At 63.3% G+C, this 251-nt stretch carries 1 pseudogene; it reads right to left on the reverse strand.

The window, feature by feature from the left end:
* A pseudogene (locus AAEZ05_RS29520) lies at positions 1-251 on the reverse strand (DNA polymerase II); the annotation flags it as partial.

Here is a 251-nt window from a genome sequence, read left to right on the forward strand (position 1 = left end):
GCGCTCCATCATGTAGCGCTCCGGCGGGCGCACGTCACCTTCGTAGACATCGACCCCGGCAGCGCGCAGGCGCTTTTCGATGTCCATCAACTGGCGGTGCTGGCGCGCATACAGGCCCAGGACCGGGCGGTGATGAAAGTCGCACAGCTGCAACGGGCGCAACTCAAGATCGCGTTCACCCTTGAGCAGCCAATCGAGCGGCTTGCGGTAAGCCTCAGGGATGAAAACCACCGAGGTTTGCACGGGTAGGC

The organism is Pseudomonas sp. HY13-MNA-CIBAN-0226, from assembly GCF_040310305.1.
Lineage (GTDB): Bacteria > Pseudomonadota > Gammaproteobacteria > Pseudomonadales > Pseudomonadaceae > Aquipseudomonas > Aquipseudomonas gregormendelii.